Source organism: Nocardia yamanashiensis (assembly GCF_021183565.1).
GTDB classification, from domain to species: Bacteria; Actinomycetota; Actinomycetes; order Mycobacteriales; family Mycobacteriaceae; genus Nocardia; species Nocardia yamanashiensis.
This window is the reverse complement of record NZ_CP089226.1, coordinates 5,740,774-5,767,074: the sequence shown is the minus strand read 5'-3', so window position 1 is coordinate 5,767,074 and position 26,301 is coordinate 5,740,774. Positions and strand designations below refer to the sequence as shown.

The following is a 26,301-nucleotide window of genomic DNA, read 5'->3' as shown; positions in this document are numbered from 1 at the left end:
GTGCCCCGATGTGAATTCGCCGATTCTTACGATTTCGGCCACCGCACGGTCGCGCGGGATATGTGATGCTGACAGTTGGTTCCGGTGAGACGAGGAGGATGCACGTGCAGGGTGGCCGCCCCGGCGAGGAGCAGTTGCGCCGCAATTTCGACAATGCGCTGGCCGCCGCCTTGGCCGGGCGCGGGGTGCGTTCGGAGTCCGGACTCGACGGGCCGACGCAGCAGGCGCTCTTCGCCATCGCCGGCGCCTACCCGGAGATTCCCCAGGAATTGACCGATGCCGCCCGGGCCGCGTTCGCGGGTCAGCTGGACGGCAGCAATGCCGCCGGGCGCCGCGCGGAATTCGAGCGCAAGTTCTCCGGCCTGGAGTGACCGTGTCCGACCGATTCAGTGAAAGCGGCTCCACCACAGTGCAATCCGAGCAGAAACTCGACGGTGCGGCGCAGGCTGCCCCCGATCGGGAGCTGGAACACCCCTTCGATGCGCTCGCACCGGTGATCGGTGCGGATTCCGAAACCGAAGGGGGATCGGCGGAATCCGCCGACCCCACCTCCGCCGATCCCACCTCCGGCAGCACACCGGAAAGTCCCGAGGACGCCGACGAAACTCCCGACCCCGATGTCGGTTTCAGTATCGACCCGGCCCCGGTCCTGGACCTACCCGCCCAGGCGCGCAAACTCGCCCACCGGCTCGCCGTCGAACTGAGCGACTTCGGCCCGGAGGGCTGGCACCGCCTGTCGGCCGCCTTCGCGCTCACCACCACCTCGCACCGCTCCCGCCTGATCTATTTCAACGCGGAGGGCCGCCAGCTCGCCCTGACCCCGCCGGTGGAGGCGTTGAGCCTGGTCACCGCCCATCGCGAACTCTCCGCCGAACTCGGCGACGGCCCGTGGTGGCGACTGGAACTCGAGCTCACCGCCATCGGTGAACTCACCGTCGATCACGACTACGGCGACGAACCGTTCCCCGACGATCAACTGCTGACGCCGGAGGACTACCGCGCCGACCTCGAGCGCTACCCGCGCTCCACCGTGCCCACCTGGCTGGCCGCCTACGCCAACCACGGCAATCGCCAGTCGCGCACCCCGCAGCAGGCCGCTGCGGCCGCCCGCGCAGACGCCGAATCCGGCTATCTGCCAACGGTTTCCGAAGGCGACTTCCCGGATTTCCCGGTGCTGTGGTCACGCTGGGCCGCCATCTCCGCCGCTTTCGTGGCGATCGGCTCCGATTGGGGCCCGCGCATGCTGCCCTCCTTCGGCTGGTTCGAAGGGTCCCGCCGCTCCGGCTCCTCGCTCTATGTCCTGCCCGGCGGCCGTGCCGTGCTCTCCGGCGGCGTCTGGAACGCGCCGGAACTCGAAGCCGCCTACAACGGGAAAGCCGAACTGCCGCAACTGTATGCGGGTGCCCCGGACTGGATCGCCAACCCGGTGCTGAATACGCGCGCCGCCGGCGGCCTGCTCAGCTTCTGCTACTGGTGGGAGCGCGGCCGCTGGTTCCGCGGCGATTCCCCGGACGCCGCCGAACTGGCCGCCGCCGTCCCCGGCATCTGGACCACCGGCACCGTCACAGACGTGATCGCCGGCCTGGCCTCCGAAGCGCCCTCGGACGAATTGCGCGCCACCGTGGCCGATTTCGTCGCCGCCGCCGAACGCCGCGATGTCACCCGGTCCGCCCTGGCCGAAGTCTTCGGTCCCGCAGCCGATCTCGACGCCGCGCACTACCAGCTCACCCTCGCGGGCGTAGCGCGCACCGGACCGGAACCGCTGTCCGCCGAGGACGCCATCGCGGCGGTGCGCTATCACCTGGAAGGCAGTGACACCACCGCCTATCCGCTCGATCGCCTGGTGGCGGAACGTCTTTCGGTAGGCTGGCTGGTCTTCGTGCCGACCGGCCCGGAAGAGATCGCCATCGCCCGCGCGTTGTATTACGTCGCGGATGACGGCGTGGTGGAGTCGGCGACCTCGACGACCCCGCCCTCGATTTACGCGTCCGGCTTCGAAGAGCGCTTCCGGCAGCGACATTCGTAGGAATCCGCTCGCTCGAATGAACAAGGTAGGGAGTCCGGAATGGTAGACAACCCCTGGCTGGAACTGCGGCAGCAGGCCCGCAACGGCGGTCTGGTGGTGGCCTCGGGCGCCGCCCAGAACGCCATCAACAATGCGGCCGAGGTGGCGTACCGGCTCGGCTTCGTCAAGGATCTGACCGGGCCGCTCACCAGCCATATCGGTTTCAGCGACAACGGCGTCCTGCAGTCCGCGCTCACCATGGCCGAGCGCTGCAATCACGAGGGCGGGCGGCTGAACGGCATCATCGATCACTACATCGATCTGGTGAATGCCATGGGCGAGACGCTGATCGACGCCGACAACAAGTACCAGGACGCCGAAGGGGACTCCCGGTCCCAGTTCGACAAGGTCAAGAAGACCATGGGCCCGAACAATGTCTCGATGCCCACCGACGGCCTCGGCACGGGCACGGCGCCGGTGTGGACCGAGGACAGCCTGGAGGCGCACGATGCCAAGGCCGGTGCGACCGGTCTGCCCAAGGTCGGCGGCAACCATTACGCCGACGCGATCGGCGCCGAGAACCCGTATGCCCAGCGCGGCAAATGGTTCTGGGAGGTCGGCCAGGGCATCCACCACGACAAGGTCGCCGAGAAGAGTTCGATCTGGAAGTGGGTGGCCAATCGCGTCGACGAGGGTTTCACCAATCTGGTGAACGGCCTGGAGCAGTTGGAGACGAAGGGCCTGTGGCAGGGCGACGGCGCGGACGCCGCCATCGCCGCCGCCAAGAAGTTCAAGGCCCAGGCCGGCGATTTCACCGGTGACCTGCGGGTCATGGCGGGCACCCTGTACTACTTCTCGGGCGTGCTGGAGTTCATCAAGCGGGTCTCGCCCGATGACTGGCGTGACGAGTGGAACGGCACCAAGACCGAGACGGAGATCGCCGCCACCCAAGCGAAGTGGTTCGCCGGCTGGTACACCCCCGGCCTCGCGAAGGCCAGCGCCAATATCCCGATCCTGCAGGATCCCACCGTGCCCGCGCCGAAAACGACGACCACCACGTCCACGACCCGTGGCGGCGGTGGCACCACCCCGAACACCAAGAACCAGTTCGGTTTGGGCACGCTGCCGAATCCGAACAACACGAACCCGAACAATACGAAGCCCAACGGGACCGACCCCAACAATACGAAGCCGAACGGCACCGACCCGAATGGGACGAAACCGAATGGCACCGACCCCAACGGCAAAGATCCGAACGGCACCAACCCCAACGGCACCAATCCCAATGGGACCAATAACGGCGGCAACAGCGGCACCTCGAACTCGGGCGACAGCTCGGGGCTGACCAGCGCCCTGTCCGGTCTGCAATCGGCCGCGCAGCAGGCTTCCTCGGCGGCCTCCACCAAGAAGGCTTCGACCGACGGCTCCGATCTCACCGGCCTGTCCAGCCTGCTCGGCCAGGCCAAACAGGCCGCCGGCAAGGGCGGCGGTGGCGGTGGCGGCGCGGGCGGCGGTGGCGCGGCCACCAATCCGGCCGCGCTCAGCCAGCGCCTGTTCCCGCGCGCCGCGGTCAGCGCAGAGGGCGCGATGACGGTGTCCGCCAGCGCTTCCCGCGCCGGGATCGCCGCATCGGGCGCCGGTATGCCGATGGGCGGCATGCCCATGGGCGGCCACGGCGCGCAGGGCGGTCAGCAGGGCAAGGAGCACAAGCGTCCCGACTTCCTGGATTCCACCGAATACCTGGAGGAGGCCATGGGCGCCCCGCCGGTCGTGGCCAAGCCGGTGGTGGAGGGCTGATCCCGGTGTATCGCAGCTGGTCGTTCTCCGACCTGGAGCTACTGGTGCTGTGGGAGCAGCTCGGCGTCGAAACCCTGCCCTGGCCATTGGATTTCATTGCCCGGGAGCAGTGGTGGGACGACCACCTGATGGCGCTGGCGGACGCCCGCGGCGCGCTGCGCGAGCGCGAGGAGAACATGGTCGAGGTGCTCGCGCCGATGGGTGCGCCCGATGTGAAGGTCGAGGTGCACGGCTGGGACGGCCGCGATCGGGAGGACCCGGCGGGCAGTATCCGCATCCTCGGCCTGCGCCGCGACGACCTCGGTTACCTGATCGTGCAGCAGCCCGGTGAAACCGTCAGGCACAGCGCGGGTTTCACCGTCACGGAGTGCTATGGGCCGGAACTAGCCACGGAATTGATTCGTGCCCTCCCGGATTCGGAAGCCGGGCGCGGACGCGACGTCGTGCTGGCCGAACCGGAGCACACCGACGAATTCGACTACGGCTACGGCCTGTCCCCGGCGCACGAGACCATGGACGGCACCGTGGTCGACCAGGCCGCGGACTTCCTGGCCGCGGAAGCGCTGCGGCTGGGCGTGATCGAAGTGGTGCAGGGCCGTTCGCGTTTCGGCCCGCGCGGCATCACCCGGCAGAAGCTGGAATGGCGCGATGTGGCTGAGGACGGCCGCTACATCGTGACCGGCGATTTCCCGCCGGTGGCGGCTGCGGCCGATCGCCGGCGCATGATCGCCACCTTGGACAGCTATATCACCGAAGTGCTGATGACACTGGCGGACGAATGAAAGGGCGTCGATGACCGTCGAACAACCCAGATTCCCCACCGAGTTCACCGTCTCCTCGCGCACCGGCGCGATCGTGGTGACCACGACGGAAGAAGGTCTGCCGGTGGGTCTTTCGGTGGAATCCGATCAGCTGCGTGGCGCACCTGAGCCATTGGCCGCGGAGATCCTGCGGCTGTGCCGGCAAGCCGCGACTCGCGCCGGTATGCAGCGCCGCGCCCAGTTGCAGGCCGCCGGGCTGGCGCCCGAACTGCTGGCACTGACGGGTTTGCCCACCGTGGAACAGGTTTCGCGGCAGGAGATCGTCGAGGAGCAGGACTACGACACCGAACCCGACAGCTGGTTGCGGCCGATCTGAGGGTTTGTCCCGAAACCCCCGGTGCGCCAGAATAATCCGCATCACCAGCTGATCATTTCGGGATCACCCGGCGTTCATCGCCATTGTGTGAAGTATGTGAAGACTGCTATGCCGGGCGAAGCCTCGCTCTGTATAGTTCGATACGAGTTGATCTTCTTGATGGAGGGGCTCCGATGGACAAGCTCGTCGCTTCGACGGACGCGATCCGCGCCTACGGTGAGGCCAATGCCGCGCTGGCGACCACGGTCGCATCCGCGGCGGCGGTGGACCAAAGCGCCACCCTCGCCGCCGTGATCCCGGTGTTCGGCCTGATCGGCCAGGAATTCCTGGTGAGTTTCGCGGGCGCGCAAGCCAATCACTTCGCCTCGACCGCGGAGCTGGCGCACGTCTACGCGGGCACCGCGCTGGCCGCGCACGAGGCCGCCGCGATCCACGACACCACCGAAGCCGTCTCCGGCCACGATTTCCTATCGCTGTAGCCGCGACCATGACCACGCCCTCCGATCCGACACTGTCGGAAGTGCTGCGCGGCACCGCCCTCGGCCCCATGCTGGATCGCCCGGTCAACAGCATCCTGCGCGATATGGGCCTGCCGACGCTGCCCGAGATCCCAGCCGTGTCGGTCTCACTGGAGCTGCCGCCGCTGCCGACGCTGGACCTGTCGGTGCTGACCCGCCCGCTCACCGATCTGGCCTCGTCCTTCGGCACCGGGCAATTGAACACCTCCGATGCCACCACGGCGCTGTCGAACGTCTCCAGCGCCTTGCAGACCGTCCTGTCCCTGGTGAGCTCGCTGGCGTCGATGGCCTCGAGCGACTGGTCCGGAGACGGCGCCACCTCGGCCGCAGTGAAGGGCACCGAGGCCGCCGCCAATACCGCGGAGCTGGAAACCCAGAACGTGCAGCAGAAGACCGTGCTCACCGGCGCGGCGGGCACGGTGGCGGTCGGCAATGCCAGCATGGCGGCGATCATCACCAAGTTCGTGACCGGCCTGACCATCGCGGCCCCGTTCCTGGTCACCCCGGCCGGGCAGGTGTTCGTGCTGTCGCTGGCGAGCGAAACCGCCGCGGAGGCAACGGCGGTGGTGGCCTCGACCAAGGCGCAGCTCGGTGTCCACAGCGCGAATATGACGGCCGCGGGGCAGAAGGTGGCGGTGACCAAGGCCCCGTCGTCTTCCGCGGGCTCGATGTCGCAGCTGACGCAGCTGCTGAGCCTGCTCTCGACGGGTGCGAGCACGGTGTCCAGCGGGGTGCAGTCGGCGCAGCAGAGTTTGCAGTCCATCGCCAAGACCGAAGCGGTCGAACCGGTGGCGAGTGAGGCGGCGTCGGTGGGCACGGGCGGATCCGCCGGTGGCGCAGCGCTTTCGGGTGCGATCGGCGCGCTCGCGGGTGCGGGCGGCAGCGCCCCGCTCAGCCAGCTGCACAACACGCGTTCGGCGGCCACCGCCGCACCGGCCGCGCCGGCGTCGGAATCCGGTGCTGCCCCGGTGCGCGGCAATACCGCCATGGCTCCGGGCATGGTGCCGCCGATGTCCGCGGCGCACGGCGCGGGTCTGGCCGCGCGCGGCGGCGACGCCGGTGACGACGAGGTGCACTCCAACCTGGTCACGGGCGAGCACGGCGACGAGGTGGTCGGCGAACTCGGCAATACCGGGGTGCCGGTGGTGGGCGCGGTGGGGACCACCACGCCACGGGTCGCGCCGTGACACGATAGGATGCGCTGAACAAGGGAGGGATGGTCCGAAATGACTACGGGGAACGTAAGTTTCGACAAGAAGGCGGCGCTCGCGGCGGCCGCCGACCTGGACGCGCTGGCAGATCGCCTGGAAGCGGCCGTGGGTGCGGACTCGGCGGCGCTGTCCATTCCCGCGGCCGGCGCCGACGAGGTGTCGGTGCGCGCGGCCGGCACGCTGACCGCGGTCGGCGCGTCCTTCGTGCAGCAGTCCGCGCCCGGCGTGGACGAACTGCGCAAGCTGGCCACCGCGATTCGCGCCCAGGCCGATAACTTCGGCCAGGTCGAAGACGCGTCCGTGGTGGACTTCGTCTCGCTCTGAACCGTTTCGCACTCGCTCTGAGCCGTTTCCGTAGCGGGCCGTGCCGGCGGTCCCGCCACGGCTTACCGCAGCTGCCAGTTCAGGCGTCCGAATCGGATTCGGGTGCAGTGGCATCGGCGTCGAGCATGGCCAGGATGTCGGACGGGTCCGTGCCCGCCAGCGCCGCCAGCTTCATGATCGCGATCTGATGCGCGGGTGAGCCGACGTCGGCGGGCGGGACCTCCGGGTTGCTCAACCAGGCCCGGTACGCCGCATGATCGAAGTCCGGGTGATTGGCGAGTTCGTAGGCCCGCCTGCGCAATTCGTCCAGGTCGGCTTCCCGGCGCGGGGTCATCCCGCTCAGATTCGATTCCAGATGCCACGGCGTCATCTCGCGGTCGATGGCCTCGAGATCCAGATCGGCCCACACCACCTCCGGATCACCGCCGGGCCGGAACCGAATGAGCGGCTCATTGCCCGAATCCGGTTCGGTGGGCGGCTGATGCTCGTTGATGATCTTCTCGAAGTTCCGGACCCGCTGATACTCGCCGGCGGGCTCCCAGTACACGTGCGGACCGTGCTGGATGCCCGCGTTCATGCCCATCAGGTTGGTCTCGTGCTCGGCCAGTTCCTCCGGCGTGAGCCGGGTGCCGTCCGCGTGACGCATGTCGAACAGATCGTGATCGCCGGTCACGGGCCGGTATTCGTCGCCAACCCGGCCTTCGAGCACGCCCTCCTCGGTCACCCGGAAATCGCCCCGCGCGATCAGGTCGGCCATGTACTTCTCGTAGGCCCGATAGTCGTTCTCGCGATCGGTGAGCCGCTTCTGCAGTGCCTGCAGCTGCTCGGCGGTCAGCGTTTCGGGGTCGGGCAATTGCAGCTGCCCCGGCGCGAACCGCCCGACCAGACCCTTGGCCTCGGCCGGTGCGCCCAGCGCGATATCGGCGTCGTTGACGGTCTTGTCCTTGACCGCCATGGGTTTGGGCATGGCGCCGTCCTGCAGATGCCCCACCGCGTCGGGATTCGTCGGCCGGACATCGATGACCAGGTCGTGCTGGTCGGCATAGGTCTGGATCTTGTCCTGGTTCTGCTCGGGAATCCCGTAGGTGGACTGGATCTCCTGCGCGTCCGGTCCCGGCTCGTAGACCAGCACCATGCGATGCTCGGGCAGCGGCGGATTGAAGGCCGCCATGCGCGCGGTGTTCAGGTTGTTGCTCGCGCCCGCGTCGATCGTGTAGTCGTAGTCGCTGTTGCCCGGATACGGGAAGACGCGGTGCTCGTCGATCCGGAACGGGTTGGGCTGGTTGCGATCCCGGTACACGGCTTCGATCGCGTCCCACAGCTTGGTGCCCAGAATGTGGTTCCGGTCGCCCGGTTCGCCGCCCTCCCGTTCGGGCTTCATATCCCACTGCACTTCGACCCGGCCGCCGGGCGCGAGCGTCTCCGCCAGTCTTTCGGCGATGGCGCGGTAGACGAAGTCGGGCAGGTCGGCGCTGACATTGTTGATGAAGATCCGCGCCACCTCACCCGCGGGCGCGTCGGTGAGCAGGTGCCCGCCGGTCAGCAGATCGCCGAACACCATGACGGTGCCGGCCTGGGTCAGCGGTCCCGGATCCAGGATGCCGAGATCGCGGCGGCGCTGGCCGGCGACCGCGAAATCGGAAGCGAGTTCGGTCTTGATGACCAGGCCGCCGCCTTCGCGATCCGCGGCCGCGGTCATCTCCACCGCGAAGGCGCTGCGCCCGACGCCGACGTCGATGGTGTGGCCGCCCGTGACGCGCGACACCGGCGGGCGCGGCTGGTGCGGTATGCGAGTGTTGTCCGGTCCGAATGCGTTCTGCGCCAGCGGAAGCCGATGCTGCGGGCGCGGGCGAGGAAGTATCTCGACGCTCGATTTCCCGTTCGCGCCGTCATGCACGACCACCGTGTACTCGATGTTCAAGCCCTGTGCCGTGGCGGCGCGATTGGCGCGATCCACCTCGCGCAGGAAATCGCTCAGCGACACGGGCGAAGTGGTCCCCGCGACGTGTAGTCGCCCGCTCTCGTGATCCAGCACCGCGGTGATCCGGTTCGGCGCCGCGGCGAAAGCGTCGGCAGCGGAACCCATCCGGGTGAACACCTCGGGATCGATGGCCGCGTGGAACGCCTCCGGCATAGCGTTGCGGAACTGGTCGATGGCATCACGCAGCGCCACGGCACGCTCCTGCGGCGTCAAGGCCGGATCGTTGAGCGCGGCATTGATGGGATCCAGCGACTCCAGCAGGAAATCGACCTTGACGGTGCCGCGCGCGGGCTTCGTGCTCGGCTCGAACAACGGATCGAAAATGCGCCGTGCCAGCTCCTCGCGCATCCGCCCGTCGAGGGACCGCTGCTCGGCACGAACCAGGTCCTCCGCGAAATCGCCGGAAACCTCCTGCCGCAACCGATTCAGATGCTCCGCGACGGCCTGGTCGTAGTCGGCATCGCTCAACTGCGGACCGAACCGGGGACGGAACTCGAGCAGGTTGCGCTCCTCGAGCGCCACCCGCTGCGCGAGCGCCGATTCCGGTGCGGTGTGGTCCGCCGCGTCATGCTCGGCCAGCAGTCGTTCGACGATCGGCCCGTGCACCGGATCGCGCAATCCGAGCCGATTCACCAGATCGTCGAAGTCCTTCCGCAATCGCGGCAGCTCCTGTGCCCGAGCCGGATCCACCGCCGCCTGATCGATCTGGGCGGTCAGCACCCGCAGCTCGGCGAACCGCCCGCCCAGGTGCGGGGTCAAGGTGGTCGGCCGGTCCTCCTGCGAATCGACCGGGAGCACCGGATCCTGATCCTGCAAGAGCCGGATCTCCGCCAGCTCGTGCGCGATGGCCCGCACCACATCCGCGTCCCGTGCCCGCGGCGACAACTCGACGTCGTATCCGCCCGGCCGCGCCCGGAATTGCGCCACCGGCGCCTCGTCCGCCGCACCGGCCGGTGACTCGGCGATGGAAATCGTGACGGTATCGCCATTGTCGAGCAGGAAGTGCTGCTGATCCCGGTTCCACGAAACGCCCTCGGGCGTGACCAGTCCCAGATTCTTGCTGATCTGATCCGCCACGAACTCCGGCGAGAGATCCGGTGTGCCGGTGGGCCGCGCATTGCCGTGGAAATCCCCGACAGCCTTGGCCGTCCCGCTGTCCCGGGAATCGGACGGCGTGGTGGGGGAGCGGGTCCCGTCACCGGCATGATGCGGCGCAGAGCCATCCACGGGTACCGGGACCGGTACGAGACCGTCGGCATCCGGCGTGGTCGGGGATTCGGTGTCGCGGGACGATTCCCGCGCGGGGCGCGCTCCGTCAGCCGGGTCCGAGGCGTCATGAGTGTGGGGCGAACCGGTGTCCCGATATTGCCCCGCGACGCGGCTGGGCGTGCTCTCGCCCGTCGAATCTATCCGCGACACAGTGGAATCAGGCCGTGGTCCGTCCCCGGAATCTGGGGCCGCCGAGTGATCGAGTCCGGGTGTATCGGATGCGTCGCCGGATCTGGTGAGCTGGTCGGACGTCACCGAGCCGGAGTGATCCATGCGAGGCGGCCCCGAATCGTGGTCAGGTGATACCGGTCCGGTCGCGTTGGGTGCCGCTTGAACGGGCGTCGTCATGGGTTTTGCCGCGGTGCCGTCCATTTCGGCAGACGCGCGGACATCCCGGCCGGGCGCGCCCGCGCGTGCCGGGTCGCCGGTCGGCTGTCGGTCCGTCGTGGCATTGGCGGGCGCAGCGCCGGTGTAATGCGGGCCGGGACCGCCGGGCTGGCCCGACGCGGGTGCGGGTCCGGCCGGATTCGTTGTACCCGGCGAGTTGGCGGCCGGGGTTGTCTGCGCGTTGGTTCGGGCGTCGACCGGGCCGGACGCGGCAGCGGGGTGGGTGGAAGTCGACGACGGGCCGCCCACGGTCGAGGAGGGTGCTGATGTGGGTGTCGTTCCGCTCGCGGAGACGTTCGACGCCGGCGCATTCACCGCGGTCGATGCCGGGGGCCCGGAGGCAGCGACCACACCCGAGTTCTGGCCTGCCTGGCCGTTGTTCGCTTGGTGTGAGCCGTCGTTCGTGTCCGAGCCGCCGCTGTAGCCGCCGGAATGCGCCCCGCCCGAGGTCCGCTGCGTAACCTCCGATCCCTCGCCCTTGTCCTGCGGGTCGGCCTCGGGCCGGTCGCGGCGGCCGTCCACCGCCACCGCCCCGCTGTTGTCGCCGGTGTGTTCGGGTTTGTGCTCCTGAGCCGGCGCCTCCTGGCGCGCCCCGGTGCTGGTATCGGCATCGCCCGCACTGGAACTGGCCGCGTGCGTGCGCGTCCCTTCGGATTCGCCGGTGCCCGAGGGCTCCTGCTGCGCCCCCGATCCGTTCTGCCCGCTCGGCGCATCCGTGCCCGCTTCGGGCGCGTGCTGCGCGCCGGCTCCGTTCTGTGCGCTCGGGGCCTCGCTCCGGCTTTCGGGTGCGTGCGAATCGGATCCGTTGTGCGCTCCCGGCGCCTCGGTCCGGCTTTCGGGTGCTTGCTGTGTGCCGGAGCCGTTTTGGGCGGCCGGCGCTTCGGTTCTGGACTCGGGTGCCTGCTGTGCGCCGGGTTCGTTCTGCGCGCCCGGGGCTTCCGTTCTGCTGTCCGGTGCTTCCCGCGTTCCGCTGCCGTTCTGCGTGCCCGGGGCATCCGATCGACCGAGATTCGAGCCGATCGGCGCACCCGAATGATCGGATTGCCCGGCGAACCCGTGCAGCGCGCTCGGCCCGGCCCCCGACAACGCCCCGCCGGTCAGCGACCGCGGATCGAAATCCCAGTTCCCGTTGAGCATTCCGCCCGCCAGCCAGGCCGCGCCCGCACCGCCCGCGCCCGCCGTAGCCCCGGTGATGCCGCCCTTGAGCGCCCCTTTCCAGCCACCCACATCCGGCGGCAGGAAGTGATTCATGCCGTACCCGACCGCGCCGCCGCCCGCGCCCGCGATGGCCGAGATGATCGCGTTATCCCGCATCGCACCCCAGTCGTACCCATCGGTATGACCGGTCTGCTGCTGGATGGTCTGCACCAGGAATTCCTGGCTGAGCCCCTGGAAGGTCTCTACCAGCGCTTCCTGGGTGACCTCGTAGATCAGCTTCGGAAGTATCCGCTGCAGTAGGGGACTGGTGATCCGTCGCCCGATCAGCGACATGACCCGGCTGGCGAACTGCTCGCCGAGCAACCGGAACGCGGTCCGCCCCGCCGCGAACGCGGTCCCTTCCAGGAACGGCGCAAGCGGCCCCGACGCCGCGGCGATCGCCAGCTCGGCGACCAGCCACGCTCCCGCGATATAGAAGTTCAGCTTCGCCGACTGCAGCTGATCGCCCATATCGTCGGCGGCTTTGGCCAGCGCCCGATAGTGGTCGCCCAGCTCGGTGATCGACCCGTGCCCCTGCTCGTTCCCGTTCCGCAGCGGCTTCAGCCAGGCCAGGATCTGTTCCCCGCCATCGCCTTCCGGATAGGCGTCGCCGAGCTTGGAGATCAGCGCGTCGAGGTCGCCGACGAGATCATCGACCTGTCCCGCAACGGCTTCGAGATCCTGGGCCATCCGCCACATGCGGTCCTCATTGCCGTGCGGCCAGTCGGATCCGACCAGCCACTCCAGCCATTCCAGCCACGACGGAAACTCCAGCGCCACAAAGCCCCTCACGCCCGTCGCATCTGATCTCGGCGAGTCCGACTGTGCCACAACGTTGCCGGTGAACTCAACATTTACGGAAAACCAACGGTGCGGGACCGGGAGATGTCGCCCGCCGGTGATAGGGTCCGCCGGAAAGGAGGCGAGCATGGCCGAGTTCGAATGGCCGGACCCGGTGCGCACCCCGGAGACCGTCACGCCCGGTTATGTGCTCTGCTACGAGTGCGAGGGTTTGGGCTGGTGCCCGAGCTGCGGCGGCCGCGGCTGGCTCGACGACGGCGCGGGCGGCCGCAAGCGCTGCCCCGAATGCCACACGACCGGCAGCTGCCCGATCTGCCAGCGCGCGGGTCAGCTGGCCATCTCGCAGCTCTCGCCGTATCAGCGCGGCTACTACCCCGAATTGCCGGAAACCGGCGAGTGATTCACCACCCCGGGTTGGTGGCTCCGCCTTCGTTGTCCCGCCGCCACTTGTCGTAATCCACCGAATTGCGGAATTCCGGGCCGAGCTCAACCGACTCGGTCACCCGCCGCGACTTGGGCGGTGCGAGCGACGCGGGCGGAATGACCGGCGCCTGGGTCTGCAGATCCGGCATCCCGTCGAAGAGTTCCGACAGTTTCGGCATGCGCGACCGCTCGTCCCGCAACGGCCGCAACAGCTCCTGCGCCTGCTGTCCTACGTCGGCGGCGGCTTTCTGCGCCGCGGAAGTCACCGCGGCCGCGATCTCGTCCAGCGTCAGCGAGTCGGCGTCGGCGCTCAACCGCGTCGCGATCACGATCCCGTCCGCGTTCACGGTCACCGTGACCCGCCCGTTCGCCGCGCTGGCACTGGCCGTCAACTGCGCCCGTTTGCGCGAAGCCTCCGCGATTGCCCGCATCTGCTCCTGGAAGCCCTCCAGAATCGATGCCGCGTCTCCTGATTCCCGCACTACCGGTACCGGAAGTTCTCTTTGTTCTTGTGCTCCATGTTCCGCAGCGTGGTCGCGGCCTTCCCCAATCCGGTGGCCAGGTTCTCGAACGAAGTCCCCAGACTGTCCGTCCCGGTGGTGATGTTGTCGGTTCCGGTGACGAAACCCTTCTCCCCGTCGGCGAACTTGGCTCCGAATTCGTCGTCACCCCAGGCCGATTGCCCCGCCGCGACCGCGGCCCGGCCATCCCCGGCAATGGCGTTCAGCCGCGCCCGGATCTCGCCCGCGATGGTCGCCGCGTCACCGACGAGTTTCGAGGTGGCCCGCACTGTTCCCGACATGGAGATCCCCAATCCGACGATCACGATCCTGCACTCAGCACAGCGAAATCGACTCTGCCACAGCACATCGGTGAACTCAATATGAACAACGCCGGGTTCCGGCCGCCCCCGGGATGGCTCCGGCGCCCGATCTGAGGCAAGGTAGGCGACATGCCCGACACCCTCCCGCTCGCCCGCACCAACGCGGAAGCTCGCCTGTACGTGAGCCTGCAGCCCTGCCCGGCCTGCGGTGGGACGGACTGTGCCTTCCGCAGTGCGGTGGTCACCGTCGACGGCGTGCTGTGCAGCCGGTATTCGGGCGAATGCGCCCGCTGTGGGACTCCGCGCGACTACACCTTCCGCCTCCCCGACGAGGTACTCCCGCCTCCCGCTCGCGCCGTCCAATTCGGCCTCGACAACCCGTCAGAACTCCTGGATCCCGGTGTCTGGCTCTGGTATTCGGATGTCGCCGCCCGCCAGGTTCCCGCCGACCCCTCGGCGCTCGACGACCGAGCGCGCCGAGCCGGCCGCCACGCCCTGGCAACTGCCGTCGCCGCCGTCGCGGAAACCCTGAAGTTCGTCCCCGCCGACGCCGACCGAATCCCGGCCTCCGCGTTCACCTCCGACCGCGGCCGCGGCATCTACGAATCCGAGCCCGGCCGCTTCACCCAGGCGCGCCTGCAAGCCCTGCACGACCACTACGCCGTGACCCTCACCACCTGGGGATAAGTCCGCGCGGGTCCGTTTGCTACCCCGACCGGTTGGCATTAGCGTCCTTTTCGACGCATTCAGGTCGGAGTTGGGGGGTGCGGTGACAGTGCACCGCAGACGAATTGGGCTGATCGGATCGACGCTGGTCACGGCTCTGATAGCCACCGGATGCGCGACCATTCCCGGCCATCCCGTAGCCGCTCCGAACACCTCCCCGTTCTACGCCGCCCTTGTCGACCTGCTGACCCAACCGGTCGCCCATTACACCGGTTCGAGTTCCCAAGGCGGAACCTGGGACCTGCGCGCCACCTCCGGCGGCGAAACCGTCGGCACGGTCACCGCGGCCGGCCAGCAGAAGACCGACGTCCTCACCGTGGACGGCAAAACCTATCTGAAGCCCCCCAAGAACGCGCTGGCCTCCAACCTCCCGCGCGGCATGACCAGCGCCTCCCTCGAGGGCAAATGGGTCACCGGCTCCGACGACCTGGCAGCCGTCGTTCCCACCGGCGCCTGGTCCCCACGCGAACTGGCCCTTACCCTCCTTCGCGGCCTCGACCAAGCCACCGCGTTCCCCCGAGTCGGCGCGCCCACGGTCCGGGTCGGCTCCGACGAAGCCATCGAAGTGACAACTCCCACCGGCACTCTCGCGGTCTCCGCGACCGCCCCCCATCGCCTGCTCCGCTGGATCCCCGACGCCGGCGGCTCCCGCATCTCCACCAGCGCCAAGTCGGGCAGCGGCGGCGGTAGCGCCGGAGGTGGCGGTAACGGGGGCGGCATCGCCACCTACGGCTCGGACGGTGCGCTGGGCCCCATCCTGTTCCCGATCGTGACCCCCGCTGAACGCGAACAGACCTACAACGACCTCGCCTCCCAAACCCAAACCCTCTCCAACGCGGTGAATCTGGGCATCTCCTTCGACTTCGACTCGAAGGGCAGCCTCAAATGCGACAACTCCAGCTGCACCGTCACCTCCACCGTCACCACCAAAACCACCGCCACCGCCGGCGCCCGCCTCTCCGGCAACATCTCCGCCGTAATGAAAGCCTCCATCACCGTCGACGGCACCCCCAGCACCGGCTGCACCACCACCCAAACCCTCCCCATCAATGGCAGCGGCGTAATGACCTGCGTAGACACCGGCGTAGCCGCCCTCGTCTCCGCCATCCGCTCCCGCAAACAAGCCGAAGCCGACGCCAAGGCCCGAGCCCAAAACCGCGACGTCACAGTCGAATACACCATCAACTACGCCGGCTCGGTAGACATCCAAGCCACCGCCATGGTCCAAGCCGAAATCGACCGCGTAGTAAACACCATCCGCACCGCCCAAGACGGCGCCCGCACCCGTTCCTCCTGCGGCACCAACTGCACCTACCAACAGGCCCCTTACAACAAGGACCGCTCGAGCCAAGCCGCCTACCGCGCCCGCCAGTCGGGCGGCATCTCCCCGTCCCGCAACTTCGTGGTCGCCATCGTCCCCGGCCTGAACGACCCCAAAACCGGCGACCTCGTAATCGGTTCCGGCGACGGCCAATCCGACAACCCCACCGCCCGCTCGGAGGAAGACCTCCTGGCACAGCTGACAGCTAAGGGCCTCAAACCAGACCAGATCACCGGCCTCTACAGCGAACGCCAACCCTGCTTCGCCTCCTGCGGCTCGAAGCTCCAGGGCCTCCGCCCCGAAGCCCCCGTCTCCTACAGCGTCCCCTGGGTAGCAAACGACGCGGCCGCGCTGAGTGCCGGAAACGACCTGTTGCAAAAGCTGATCGCCGAGGCCGGCGGTAAGTGAGCATCCGGTGGGCTGCGCTCGGCGAGTCGCGCCGTGGGCGGGCGAAGGATCTGTTCCTCTGAATCAGAGACCCCCATTGCTCGGAGCTCGAGACTTGCGTGGTGAATGCGCGGGCGAGGATGGTATCGCCAGTGGTATCATCGCTACGTGGCTTGGACGATGCGATTCCCTGCGGATGAAGAGGCTGCGCTAGAAGCGCAAGCTGAGGCTGAGGGGCGCTCCAAGCATGAACTCACTCGCGATGCGGTCCGGGAGTACCTCATGCGGCACCGTAAGTGGGATGAGCCGCTGGTCGAGGACGAGGACACCTTCGATATGGGCGGTGCGATCGGCAAAGAAGACATTCACGATGCGATGAATCGACCCGCATGATCGTCATCGCGGATACATCCGGTTTGCTCGCGCTCTTCAACCGAACCGAACCGGAGCACTTCGCAGTGCGCAGGGCAGCTGACGCCGCGAGCGCACTGGTCGTCAGCCCATTGGCCCTGACGGAGGTCCACCATGTGGCGAGCGTCCGTGCCGGCCGCAAGGTCGCGGACGCGATCCTGGGCAAATTGGCCGACCGAATCGCCGCCACCCGTGTCGTCGTCGGGGAAATCGGTGCGGCACAACTACGTTCGGCCCTCGAGGTCCGTGCCGCATATCACGACCTCAACCTCGACATCGTTGATGCCACCTGCGTGGTGTTGGCCGACCACTTCGACACCGACCAGATACTGACCTTGGACCGCAGGGACTTTCGAGTGCTCCGGCCCTTGCGCCGATACGCCGCCTTCCAGGTTCTACCCGACGATCTCACCAAGTCGTAACTGGTGCCGGTGCGGGTTGCTCTAGGAAGCGCGTACCCCGAACCCGGGCCAGCGTCCTGTCAGGGCGGCCTGGCTCACGATCTTGGCCGCCGCCGCGACCATGAGATGGTTACTCACCTGATCGGAACGTAGCCTTCGGCTGCTCTTCTCGATGACAAGCACATCCTCGAGCGCCTCCTTGTCGCCACCGTAGAGGTACTCCACCTCGGCATCGTCCTCACGAATTCGCTTGAAGTACACCAGCAAAGCCATCGAGTCTCCTCGGCTCCGTTCTCGGCATCGGCCAATCAGAAGTAGCGAGCGATCGCCTCATTGACCGCAGTGAACTCGATGGCCCGATAGGGGCCAACGGGTTTCAATTTCGTCGCGCTCATCAGGCTCGTCGGACCTCGCCGCGGAAGATGAACGCCTTCGTGCGTTCTCCCGGCATGTTCAGGTAAGGACAATCCGCTGTGCCGGTGCGGAGCTGGGTTTCCGAATCGCCGGGCTCGATCCACAAGAGTTTCCTTGAGTCGAGCCAGGGGCCCAGATCGAAATCGTATTCGCTGACCGGGGATTCATGCTCGGCCCAGCCGAGCCACTCGCCCGCGTCGTCGTAGACGTCGTAAACGTTTGCACCCCAGCTGTTTTCCAATTGCACGCCGCGTGGGCGTGGTCCGAAATAGCTTATGGCCCAGCCGATATGCGGCCCGACCTGCACTTGGCTGATCACCGCCCGCACCGCCTCGCTCGAGAGGATACGGGGAATCACGTAGGGAGTCCCGGGTCCGGGTTCGCACCAGAATTTCGCGAATGCGATGGGTTCACCCAGTCGCATCGCTCCGCACATCGTCAACCACGTGGCGGGCACCTCACCGGGCGTCCGGAGTGGGTTGCCGTGATCCCAGAACCACCCGTCGAGATCGCCTGTGTCTATCTTGTGGTGAACCACCACACCGGAATCGGGACAACGTGCCACAGCGATATCCGGCAGCATCTCCGCATACCGGCGTAGCAACAACGCCCGCTCATCGCGCGCAAGCTTCTCGTTCGCGGAGTCTCCTGCCGCCTGGAATCGCCGGGCCGCATCGAGTAGGTCTCCACCGCGCTGTATCAGCTCGGCACGCGAACTCGGCGTCTCGTACCTCATGTACGTCAGCGCCAGCCCTCGGCGGCGCGGCGCTTGATCGTGGCGATGGCTGCGTCGGCTTCGGCTTCGGATACTTCGACGAAATCGCTTTCGTTCTCGCCCAGGCGGTACTTGTCGAAGAAGTCGGTCGCGACCCACCCCTCTTTGTTGAACCGATACGACTCGGATCGAGTGATGCCATCCTCGTCGAACCGCCGCATGACGGCGGCGGGCTCCGGGCGGTGGTCGCTGAGCTTGAAATAAAATCGCAAGTTCTCCATGGCAGCCTCTCTAGTCCAGTGTCTCGCGGAAACGATCCCACGTAGGCAATGCGAACGGTGGTTCGGAGATTCCTATCGGACTGGTTTCGAAACTTGCGTTCACGGAGCGGGCATTGAGCTCGTCGAATGCTTCACGAACCGTATTATTAAAATCTCCGGCATTGGAATAGTTCCGTCCGTCGATTGCGAACGCGGCTTCCGAGTCGCCTGCGGATGTGATGCTGACAATGCAGACCTCGGCCGCGGACAGCCATTTGGACCGTTCGTCCAAGAATATGAGCGCTTGCTGCATCTGAGCTTCGCTCGGAACAGATGCTACATATCCCGAATTTCTGATATGAGTCAAAAAATCGGTGTCGATCGGAGTCCTGTATTCCGTCAGGTAGTATCCGATAGCCGCAGTCCATAGCCACTCTCCATCGGTTCGAAATGTCGACGGAACTACATTTCCTCGTTCGGGATCGATCAGATCGACTGATTTTCTTCCGGTCCCCATGGCAAATCCGCCGCCGCTCAGGAACTGCTCTATCTTGGCGAACTCGTTCGGATCGGACACGGCCGTGCGCTTTGAAGAGACAATCGGCTTTCCGTGCGAGTCCATTCCGTCGAAGGAATTGGCTAGCCTCATGACGTCATCCCTTCTTCTTCTTTGGTTTCGGGAAGGATTGCCATTTACCGTCTGGCGGGAATTTCTCTCCGAATGAATGATCGTTGGGTACCAGTGCGGACGCGACTACCGAGGTTCCGTCGCCCTTGCCCCAGACGAGTTCGGTCGGCGCCATGACCTTCACGTTCAGCTCATCGGCCAGTTGCCGCGCAAATGAGTTCTTGCCCTGCCCGGTTTCGCATGACATCAGCCAAACAGGTTGATTATTCCATTTCGGGTCCGCGCGAATAAGCATCGCAGCATCGCGAGCGCTCAGGGAGGTGGTATCGAAGATCACCGCTTTACTAGTGCCATGCATATCGAGGATATAATATCCGTCCTTGTCGTGGTGCTTCGCGATTCTCGAATGCTGTAGTAGGTCGTCGTCGGGAGTGTAGTAGGAGCGCCCGCGTCCGCCCGGCAGGTCCTCCCCCTGGTCGTAGATCTGCTGAAGCCGTTCGGGAAGCTCCGCGTGCGCTGGGGCCGCATCCGGTTCGACCGTGTCCGGGCGTTCCTGATGCCGCTCGGACGGATGCTCACTTTCCGGTCGGCTACGGGGTGGATAGTTCCCCTCGTCGGGAGTATGTGGAGTGCCGCCCCGCTCGGTCGGGTCCGGTCGTGTCGGTGCCGGCCGCTCAGTGTTCTTCTCACCGAGATTGAACAGCTTGTCGGGAGACTCCAGCCCCGCTCGTTGCTCGTTGGGTTTCTGTACTGCTTGTTCGTCGTGCCGACCGGCCTGCTCTGGCGGTACCCGGGTCTCACGCTGATCGAGTGCCGCCGCCTCGGCGAACATCTTGTTGATCTTGCCGAGCTGTTCCGGCGTGGTCTCGACGTACGGCTTGTAGATCGTGTTGTGGTTGATGTCGGCTGCGATCGACGCCCGCTGGGTGGTCAACTGCAGTTCGTAGGTGTGCGGAATGCCGTCGATATCGATGCGAACGACCAAAGGGATAACCCGGTACTCGGGGTTTCGCCCCTTTGGGGTGGCGTACATGTTCTCGATCTCGAGGATGCGGCTGTGCTCACCGATCCCGAAATGTTCCTGGATGCGCTCGAGCAGCACTGCGAGTTCGCGGGTGTTCTCGACGGTGATGCGGGCGCCGACGGCATCGATTACATCGCCGACCTGATAGTTCGGCCGTGGCGGCCGGTTCTCCCCGCCCTCGAACATCCGTTGGACCTTGTCGAGGATGCCGGCACCGGATTTGGTGCGCAGACTCGTGCGAGCACCGTCGACGCCCTCGGTGAGACGGGCGAGTTCGGCTTTCACGGCCGCTTGGACTTCGGTCAGCAACCGGCGTGCGTACTCGCCGACCGCGGCACGTTCGGGCGCTGTCGGATGCGGGCCGACCTGTCGGACCGGGTCCATGGCCTTGGCCTCGGCGACGAGTGCGTCGAGCCGCGACTGTCCGTCCGGATGGAAGTTGACCTCGTCCGGCAGCCGGTCGAACAGCGGGCCTTCTCCCGGATGCTCAGCGGTGTACTCGGCCAGTGTGCGCCCGTTGAGCTCGCGTCCGTCCGCCAGCTCCTTCAAGAACTCCAGCGTGGCCTCACGGCGAGTCGGATCCAGGAGCGCACGTGTCAGGTCGAGCGGATGCTGGGAGTCATCGACCAGATCCTTGATCACCTTCGCGATTCCCGGATGCTCCGCAAGCGCTTCGTCGATGATCGAGTGAACCGGATTCACCGGCGTCACCTCGCTCGGAGGAACACCGTGCTCACCGCCTGGAGGCGATTGCTCGGGGAGGTTTTCTTCGGGCGCAGGAGCTTTCTGTTCCTCTGGAGTCCCGGTTTCGCGCGCGCCGTGCGGTTCGGCTTCGGTTCCACGACCGGTCGGCGCGGTGTCCTCCGCGGTGCGCTGTGGGCCGATCTCCTCGGATTCGGTCTTGATCTCGCTCTTCGGCCGACCGCCGAGTTCCTCTTGTGTATGAGGCGCTTCGGCTCGTCCGGGGCGCGATTGGGACTCCGGTGGTTCGATCCCTGCGGGTTCCCGGACCGGCGCGGGCTCCACCGTGCGACCAACGGGTGTCGAGGAATCGACCAGAATCGGCTCGGCATCAGGGCTGAATCTGACGAGCGGCTCCCCGCCTGGCTTGTGTGAATCGACGATCGTTTGGTAAATGCCCTCGTGCACAGGAGGATCCATGGTCTTCCAGTACATGTGCGCGCCGTGCATGACGCCCATGTCGCGGGAGATCATGTCGTTGACCACTGCCCAGTACTCCTCCGCGGACAGTAGCTCGCCATTGGGATGCCGGATGTCGAAGACGTCGTGATCGCCGGTCAGTGGCCGTTGGGTGCCGTCCCGGTCGAAGCCGTGAACCACACCGTCCTCGACGCTGTATTTCCCTTTTTCCTTGTACTTCTCCATGGATTCCTGGAATTCGTTCCATTCCTCCAATCGCTTGTCATAACGCTTGTTCACCTCATCCCACAGGTGTGGGGGAACTTCCCCTTCGACGGGTCTCGTGGGTTCGAAGAAGCCGACGAGACCGACTTTCTCGGGCGACGCACCGATGTAGGGGTCCAACTCGTTGATGGTCTTGACTTTGATGTCCAAACCCTTGGGCATCGCGCCGTTTTCGAGCCATGCCGGTGTCGCCGGGTTCGTCGGACGGACGTCCATGACATACCCGTACTCGTTGACGACCTCTTGGAACTTGGCCTGATTGCTCTTTGGCATGCCGTAGTCCTCGAGCAGTTCGTCGGAGGACACCGGGCGGGGGATCTGTTCCTCGTTGTGGCGAGGCTGCTCGTCGACGGGTTTGGCCGGTTCCTGTTCACTCTTGGCGGGCGGCTCCACACCTGACGGCTTGCCCGGCTCTTCCAGCATGTGCGCCAGTGGGGTACTGAGGGTTTCGGCTCTCGGGGGGTGCGGTACAGAGTTGAAGATGGCGTTCTGCTCGGCCTCGAGTGCAATACGTCGCGGATCACCCTCGGGCAGCAGCCTGATCTCGTCGTAGAGATCGTGGGTGCGCATCTTGGCGTCGAAGCTCTCGGGCGTATGGAACTGGACCTCGAAGACTTGGCCGGTCTTCGGGTCCTTCCAGAAGGAGTTGTAGCCGCGGTAGCCTTCGTCGCCCCAGGTGGGTTTGCGCTTGACCGGTTCGTAGCCCTCGTCGAGGAGGTGTTGTTCGGCCGCTCTGACGTTTTCGGTGTAGCGCTCGGTTTCCCAGGTGGCGGTGTAGCGGACCGAGTCCTTCATGTCGGCCAATGCGGCCGCGATGTCTCCGCCGTTCTCTTCCAGCGCTCCGGAGAACTTGCGTTTGAACGAGTCCTCTTCCTTGAGCCGGTAGTCGAGGCCCTGCATCTCCGCGTTCGTTTCCCGCGCCATTCGTTCCATGGCGTCGGTGACCGCAGGCTCGTTTTCGGTGGAGCGGGCGAGGAATTCGTCTGCCGCGCGGTTCTGCTCGGCGGTGAGGGTGATACTCGGATCCTCGGGGCTGACCCACGCGGCTTCCGTGTCATGCCCGGCAGGGGGCGGGGTGTCGTCCGGGTGTTGTTCGGTCGGCTTTTCGTCGCGTGTGACCGGACTCTCTCGAGCCGCTTCATGATTGGCGGGGCGTCCGTCGTTGACGAGGGTTTCGGCGCCGGGTGGGTGCGGTACGGAATCGAAGATCTCGTTTTGCCGGGCCTCGAGTTCCGCGCGACGCGGGTTTCCTTCTGGGAGCAGCCGTATTTCGTCGTAGAGACCGTGCGTCTCCATCTTGGCCTGGAAGCTCTCGGGGGTGTGGAACTGGACCTCGAAGACCTGGCCGGTCTCGGTGTCCTTCCAGAAGGAGTTGAAGCCCCGGTAGCCTTCACCCGTCCAGGTGGGCTTGCGTTTGACGGGTTCATAACCCTGGTCACGCAGATTTTGTTCGGCCGCTCTGACGTTTTCGGTGTAGCGCTCGGTTTCCCAGGTGGCGGTGTAGCGGACAGAGTCCTTCATATCGGCCAGGGCCGCGGCGATGTCACCGCCGTTCTCGTTCAGTTCGGTGGCGAACTTGCGCTTGAACGAGTCCTCGTCCTTGAGGCGGTACTCCAGGCCTTTCATTTCCGCGTTTGTTTCCCGTGCCATCCGTTCCATGGCATCGGTAACCGCAGGCTCGTTCTCTCTCGAGTTCGCGAGGAACTCTTCCGCGGCGCGGTTCTGCTCGGGTGTGAGTGTGAGGTTCGGATCCTCGGGACTAACCCATGCGGGTTCCGCTTCGTGTTCGGTTGGACGCGAGGGACTCTCGTCGGCTGAGGCCGACTCGTGCTGTTCGCGCGGCGCGGATTCCGTGGTTTCCTTCGGGAGACTTGGTGTTTTCTCCTCGATACGCGCTGAGAGTTCCGGATCGTGCTCGAGCAGCAGCCGTTGTGGCGTCTCTTTCGTCGCCGGATCCCGCATCCCGAGTTCATCGAGAACCTCGGCGATTTCGGTGCGCAGTCGCGTGTGCTCGTCGGTCCGGGTGGGATCCTTCAGAGCCCTGTCGAGTTGGGCGTCCAGCACCTTCAATTCAGCGAATCGTCCACCCAGGTGCGGGGTCATCTCGCCCGGAGTTTCGGAGATCGGGTCGCGCAGGATCGCGGGATCCTGTTCCAACCGGATCTCGGCGACCTCGTGCGCCACGGCGCGTGCGACGTCTTCGGTTCGAGCGCGTTCGGAGACGGTTACTTCGTAGGTGGGCTGCTGTTTCGAGCCGTCGGGGCCGCGCGCTTCGGTTTCCTCGGGCCGGGTGAACTTCGCTACCGTGCCGGGATCGGACTCGCCGACTCGGACGTGGATCTCCGTGCCGTCCTCGAGGATGAACCGGGAGCCTTCCGGATCCCACACCGCGTCCTCGGGCTTGACCGCGGCGAGATTCTCTTCGATCTCGCGCGCCAGCTCGGGGTGCGTGAGATTGGGTTCGTTCGCCGGCCGGGCATCGCCACGGAAGCTGCCGAGATCCGATGCGTTGCCGCCACGGCTGGAATCCGAGCGAGCGGGCTGGGTGTCGCTCGGCCGCGCGGCTTCGATCGGTTCGGGGACCGGGAACACGCCTCCGGTGGGATCTGCGGGTTCGGCTTGCCGCCGATTTTCCGGAAGATCCGCGCGGCCGTTCGGATTCCGTTCCGCCGCAGGTGTGCTCGGCCCGGGACGCGCGGGCGGAGCATCGCCGGTACGGGCCGGCTGGGCCTCGGGAATCCGCTCCGGACGAGGCACAGGAGCCTCCGCGGAGGGGCGATGGGCCGCGGCGGACGTTTCGGCGGGTGTTCGAGCGCCAGGATCGGCGGAGCTCCGATTGGGTACCGAGGGTTCTGCTTGGTGGCGGCCCGGGGGAGCGGCTGGTTCCTCTGTGGCGTGCTGCACCGGTGCCGCGGGATCGCGCACCGGCGTCACCGGCTCGTGGGCTGGAGCCGCAGGGGTATGTCCCGGTTCGACGGGCGTGCGAGTGACCTGCGGTGCGTTGCTCTGAATCTCCGCCCCGTGCCGGGCACCTTCCGTCTTGCCCAGCTCACCGTGATTCTGCGTAACCTCGCCCGGGCGAGCCGTTTCGGAGGGAGTTCGCTCAGGCGCGACTTCCTGCACCAGGCTTTCGCGTCCGGTGACCTTCGACTCCGGCCCGCGGCCCGGGATGGGCTTTTCATTCGCGCCTGCTGCGACCTGCGAGCGCTCCGAATTGGCTGCGGCCGCGGCATTCCGCGCTCCGCTGTCCGCGGCTTGCGGTCGATTCTGTGCCGCTTCCCTGCTCTGCGCGTTCTCGGTCGACGATGCTGCGCGCCCGGTATTGTCGGCGGACCGACCGGTGTTGTCGCCGGCCCGTGCGTTCTCCGCCGTTGCGGCAGCACCGCCGCGCCCGCTCTCGGCCGCACCCTGCGCCGGAGCCGCGTTCGTGACCTTCGGCTCCTGTCCGGCCCCGATAACGCTTGCGCCGCTGTGTTGTGCGCCGTTTTGGTCCGCGCCGACGTGCTGCCCGATTTCGGACTTGCCGGCTGCGGCCTCCATGAGCGATCCGTGCTGGCCGCTTTGATCGCCGTGACTGGCGTTGATCTCAGGCGCTACCGCTGCCGCGTGCGAATTCTCGCCCAGCGCATTGCTCTTCGGCGCGCCATTGGATTCCGTTCCGCCGGTGTGCGAGGTGCCATCGTGCGGAGTCATGCCGTGGCGCGCTCCGCCCAGACCGCCCATACCGAGCCCGCCGAGTGCGAGTTGGTAATGGAACGTCTTGTCGACATCGCCCCAGTTGCCTTTGTCGTGGTACTGGTTACCGAGGCCAGCGGCGTACATGCCGCCACCACCTGCCAGACCGCCGAGTCCGCCGGCGAGGGTCTCACCGAACAACTTGGCTGCTGCGGGGCCTTTGGCGGTGATTCCCTGCTCGAGCATGGACGGGATCAGCTTCCCCAGCCCGGTGGTCATCAGACCGTGCACCGGTGCGCCGACCGCGCCGCCGGCACCCCATTCCAGGGCAGTCTGAAAGGTCCGCTTCAGGTCATAGCCGTTGTCCCGATTGCCTTCCAGCATTTGGACGCCCTGAATGGCGGCATCCATACCCGCGCCGATAGTGGCGCCGCCCCCCGCGCCGATGGCTGCCAGCGTCGGATATTTGATAATGGCCGGTGCTTTGTTGACCGCGCCCAGTCCCTTGGCCAGCGGTACCCCGATGCGCCTGACAAGCGGCGCGGCCATCTTTTTCGCGGCGTTGCGCGCCATGATCAAGCCGATGCGTTCGGCCGCCGCGGATGCGAACTTTTCCAACGCCAGCCGGGCCGCGACCAGATAGGCCGGAGCCAGGGCGCTCCCCGCGGCCGAGTACATCAGCGAAAGCACACCCCACAGGGTCATCAGGGCGAAGATCTCTTCCTGGATCTTCGTGTACTCGATTTCGGTTGCGGCGGAGCGGGCGTCGGCTCCCAGCGATTCCAGGCTCGCGACCAACGTCGGAATCGAGTACTCGCTCTCACCGAGCAGTGCCGCCAATTCCTTGACCGCCGCCGCACCGCCGTCGCCGACGTAGTACTGCGAGAGTTTGTTATTGGCGGCCAGCAGCTCGGGTTCGAGGTTCTTCAGGTCGGAGGCGGCCTGCTTCCACGCATCACCCAGCGCGAAAAGCTGATCCTGGTCACCCTTGGGGTAGGCCGCACCCCAGTTGAGCCATTGCATGAGCCAGCCCGGGAGAAA

The 26,301-nt window shown here is 66.5% G+C and carries 21 protein-coding genes; 13 read left to right on the top strand and 8 right to left on the bottom strand.

Annotation, left to right across the window (positions count from 1 at the left end; all coding sequences use genetic code 11):
* Nucleotides 1-98: 98 nt before the first annotated feature.
* The 8 genes from LTV02_RS27035 to LTV02_RS27000 all read left to right on the top strand — a co-directional run bounded on the left by LTV02_RS27035 (nt 99) and on the right by LTV02_RS27000 (nt 6,992).
* Nucleotides 99-371 carry a hypothetical protein gene (locus LTV02_RS27035; RefSeq protein ID WP_408639263.1) on the top strand — a complete coding sequence of 91 codons (273 nt, stop codon included), beginning with the start codon at nt 99-101 and terminating at the stop codon, nt 369-371.
* 2 nt (nt 372-373) lie between these two features.
* Nucleotides 374-2,026: a hypothetical protein gene (locus LTV02_RS27030; RefSeq protein WP_233034657.1), complete on the top strand. Its 1,653-nt coding sequence runs from the start codon at nt 374-376 to the stop codon at nt 2,024-2,026.
* 39 nt (nt 2,027-2,065) lie between these two features.
* Nucleotides 2,066-3,802 (top strand): hypothetical protein, encoded by a 1,737-nt coding sequence (locus LTV02_RS27025; RefSeq protein ID WP_233034656.1) that lies wholly within the window; start codon nt 2,066-2,068, stop codon nt 3,800-3,802.
* Between the two features lie 5 nt (nt 3,803-3,807).
* Complete coding sequence (locus LTV02_RS27020; RefSeq protein WP_233034655.1) at nt 3,808-4,584, top strand: ESX secretion-associated protein EspG; 777 nt, start codon at nt 3,808-3,810, stop codon at nt 4,582-4,584.
* A 10-nt stretch (nt 4,585-4,594) separates the two neighbouring features.
* Nucleotides 4,595-4,939, top strand: a complete 345-nt coding sequence (locus LTV02_RS27015; RefSeq protein ID WP_233034654.1) for a hypothetical protein — start codon at nt 4,595-4,597, stop codon at nt 4,937-4,939.
* 173 nt (nt 4,940-5,112) lie between these two features.
* The gene (locus LTV02_RS27010; RefSeq protein WP_067711982.1) at nt 5,113-5,418 is read left to right on the top strand and encodes a hypothetical protein; all 306 of its coding nucleotides are present in this window, start codon (nt 5,113-5,115) and stop codon (nt 5,416-5,418) included.
* Nucleotides 5,419-5,426: 8 nt separating this feature from the next.
* Nucleotides 5,427-6,644 carry a hypothetical protein gene (locus tag LTV02_RS27005; RefSeq protein ID WP_233034653.1) on the top strand — a complete coding sequence of 406 codons (1,218 nt, stop codon included), beginning with the start codon at nt 5,427-5,429 and terminating at the stop codon, nt 6,642-6,644.
* A gap of 39 nt (nt 6,645-6,683) precedes the next feature.
* Nucleotides 6,684-6,992, top strand: a complete 309-nt coding sequence (locus LTV02_RS27000; protein ID WP_067711976.1) for a PE family protein — start codon at nt 6,684-6,686, stop codon at nt 6,990-6,992.
* 79 nt (nt 6,993-7,071) lie between these two features.
* Here the strand turns inward: LTV02_RS27000 and LTV02_RS26995 are convergent, their stop codons facing one another.
* A complete protein-coding gene (locus LTV02_RS26995) occupies nt 7,072-12,618 on the bottom strand; it encodes a WXG100-like domain-containing protein (RefSeq protein ID WP_233034652.1) in 5,547 nt (1,848 codons plus the stop codon).
* A 136-nt stretch (nt 12,619-12,754) separates the two neighbouring features.
* Between LTV02_RS26995 and LTV02_RS26990 the strand changes: the two genes are divergently transcribed.
* Nucleotides 12,755-13,027, top strand: coding sequence for a hypothetical protein (locus tag LTV02_RS26990; RefSeq protein ID WP_067711970.1), 273 nt, complete (start codon nt 12,755-12,757; stop codon nt 13,025-13,027).
* 1 nt (nt 13,028) lies between these two features.
* Here LTV02_RS26990 and LTV02_RS26985 read toward each other — a convergent pair whose 3' ends face one another.
* Together LTV02_RS26985 and LTV02_RS26980 are read right to left on the bottom strand one after the other, a co-directional pair.
* Nucleotides 13,029-13,532: a YbaB/EbfC family nucleoid-associated protein gene (locus LTV02_RS26985; RefSeq protein WP_233034651.1), complete on the bottom strand. Its 504-nt coding sequence runs from the start codon at nt 13,530-13,532 to the stop codon at nt 13,029-13,031.
* Nucleotides 13,532-13,852, bottom strand: coding sequence for a hypothetical protein (locus tag LTV02_RS26980; protein ID WP_233034650.1), 321 nt, complete (start codon nt 13,850-13,852; stop codon nt 13,532-13,534). The genes LTV02_RS26985 and LTV02_RS26980 overlap by 1 nt, the downstream gene beginning before the upstream one ends.
* 150 nt (nt 13,853-14,002) lie before the next feature.
* On the opposite strand from LTV02_RS26980, the gene LTV02_RS26975 reads away from it, so the two are divergent.
* From LTV02_RS26975 to LTV02_RS26960, 4 genes are all read left to right on the top strand, one after another.
* Complete coding sequence (locus LTV02_RS26975; protein WP_233034649.1) at nt 14,003-14,560, top strand: hypothetical protein; 558 nt, start codon at nt 14,003-14,005, stop codon at nt 14,558-14,560.
* An 88-nt stretch (nt 14,561-14,648) separates the two neighbouring features.
* Complete coding sequence (locus LTV02_RS26970; RefSeq protein ID WP_233034648.1) at nt 14,649-16,328, top strand: nucleic acid/nucleotide deaminase domain-containing protein; 1,680 nt, start codon at nt 14,649-14,651, stop codon at nt 16,326-16,328.
* Between the two features lie 147 nt (nt 16,329-16,475).
* On the top strand, nt 16,476-16,700 hold the full coding sequence (locus LTV02_RS26965; RefSeq protein WP_233034647.1) for a ribbon-helix-helix protein, CopG family: 225 nt from the start codon (nt 16,476-16,478) through the stop codon (nt 16,698-16,700).
* Nucleotides 16,697-17,140, top strand: a complete 444-nt coding sequence (locus tag LTV02_RS26960; RefSeq protein ID WP_233034646.1) for a type II toxin-antitoxin system VapC family toxin — start codon at nt 16,697-16,699, stop codon at nt 17,138-17,140. The genes LTV02_RS26965 and LTV02_RS26960 overlap by 4 nt, the downstream gene beginning before the upstream one ends.
* Before the next feature lie 21 nt (nt 17,141-17,161).
* Here LTV02_RS26960 and LTV02_RS26955 read toward each other — a convergent pair whose 3' ends face one another.
* From LTV02_RS26955 to LTV02_RS26935, 5 genes are all read right to left on the bottom strand, one after another.
* Complete coding sequence (locus tag LTV02_RS26955) at nt 17,162-17,392, bottom strand: hypothetical protein (RefSeq protein ID WP_233034645.1); 231 nt, start codon at nt 17,390-17,392, stop codon at nt 17,162-17,164.
* A gap of 121 nt (nt 17,393-17,513) precedes the next feature.
* Nucleotides 17,514-18,269 carry a hypothetical protein gene (locus LTV02_RS26950; protein WP_233034644.1) on the bottom strand — a complete coding sequence of 252 codons (756 nt, stop codon included), beginning with the start codon at nt 18,267-18,269 and terminating at the stop codon, nt 17,514-17,516.
* Between the two features lie 5 nt (nt 18,270-18,274).
* Nucleotides 18,275-18,529, bottom strand: a complete 255-nt coding sequence (locus tag LTV02_RS26945) for a hypothetical protein (RefSeq protein ID WP_233034643.1) — start codon at nt 18,527-18,529, stop codon at nt 18,275-18,277.
* Between the two features lie 10 nt (nt 18,530-18,539).
* Nucleotides 18,540-19,157, bottom strand: coding sequence for a hypothetical protein (locus LTV02_RS26940; RefSeq protein WP_233034642.1), 618 nt, complete (start codon nt 19,155-19,157; stop codon nt 18,540-18,542).
* Between the two features lie 4 nt (nt 19,158-19,161).
* Complete coding sequence (locus tag LTV02_RS26935) at nt 19,162-26,283, bottom strand: WXG100-like domain-containing protein (protein ID WP_233034641.1); 7,122 nt, start codon at nt 26,281-26,283, stop codon at nt 19,162-19,164.
* Between the last annotated feature and the right edge of the window lie 18 nt (nt 26,284-26,301).